2 protein-coding genes are annotated in these 1,063 nt (G+C 31.6%); both read left to right on the top strand.

Annotated features, from left to right (window positions below; genetic code table 11):
* The first annotated feature begins 157 nt into the window (after positions 1-157).
* A complete protein-coding gene (locus ACFSBH_RS12150) occupies positions 158-346 on the top strand; it encodes a hypothetical protein (RefSeq protein WP_379597747.1) in 189 nt (62 codons plus the stop codon).
* Positions 347-761: 415 nt separating this feature from the next.
* Positions 762-995: a hypothetical protein gene (locus ACFSBH_RS12145; protein WP_379597745.1), complete on the top strand. Its 234-nt coding sequence runs from the start codon at positions 762-764 to the stop codon at positions 993-995.
* The last annotated feature ends 68 nt before the right edge of the window (positions 996-1,063 follow it).

The following is a 1,063-nucleotide window of genomic DNA, read 5'->3' as shown; positions in this document are numbered from 1 at the left end:
TCAGAATCACACATGCATTATCAAGAAATAACTGAATAAAATTGGCTGGCAAGCTTATGTATATTTTCATTGCAATGTTGTGTACTTTTCACTTGCAAAACACACATGAGATTAAAAATGAAATATCTACTGCAGTTGGAAGGAGATTGCGAGTAGTTTGGAGGCTAATAGTAATAACGCTTCCGAACAATTCAAAGCCTTTTCGGAGTCATTAAACATTATGGAAGAGAATTATAAGAATGAAATTGAACGTCGGGATAAATTATTAATGGAGAATATGAGGTTGATGAAAGAGTTAAAAGAACAAAAGAAAAAAGGTTTCCTCAAAAGACTTTTTGAAAAGTAACAAAATAACTGTATCGAAAAGGGTAGGGGAGTTATTGAACCAATTTTACTTATCTATGTCCAAGTAGATCAAATATATTTAAAGGAAATCTAAACGTGATGGTAATTCAGTTAAGCGTTCAAAAAGATGAACACCTGTGTTTATGTATTCCTGTAAATATGGATACACCCCCCCTCTAAAAGACGAACAGAAGGGGAGGGTAATTGCATACTAACTTCCTTTTGGTTAATGAAATAAGCTTGTATAACTTTATTAATGTAAATAATTATAACTGTATTTCCGTATTAAAATTATAGTAATTGAAGAAAGTAACAAAGTTTGTGAAAAAATGTACTTAAACAAACGGGGCAGGATTGTTTAACAAGGATTTAATTATTTAATGGTAAAATAATATTAGAAAAGTGGAGATATTTAGATGACTTTACATCATTTCATCGGTGCTAATATTGAACTTCCTACTGGTAGTTTTGGTAGGAATCCAACATATAAACCTCTTTCGGAGTTGAAGTTAAAAGGAATGAGCGAAGACAAGCATAATAAAAAGAATAACGGTTCTAAGCTCGTTAAGGCTTACGAAACAGAAGAAGATGCAAGTGGGATTGATGTTCTTAATGATGCTAGTATAGTTTCATGGACACATCTAAGTTAAATTTATACAATGAATTTCAAGGAGGATGTGTCCGATGAATACAAGAAATAACGGTAAACGATATAATG

This window comes from Oceanobacillus luteolus, assembly GCF_042678205.1.
In the GTDB taxonomy this organism is placed as follows: domain Bacteria; phylum Bacillota; class Bacilli; order Bacillales; family Amphibacillaceae; genus Oceanobacillus; species Oceanobacillus luteolus.
This window is presented reverse-complemented; position numbering and strand designations above follow the sequence as displayed.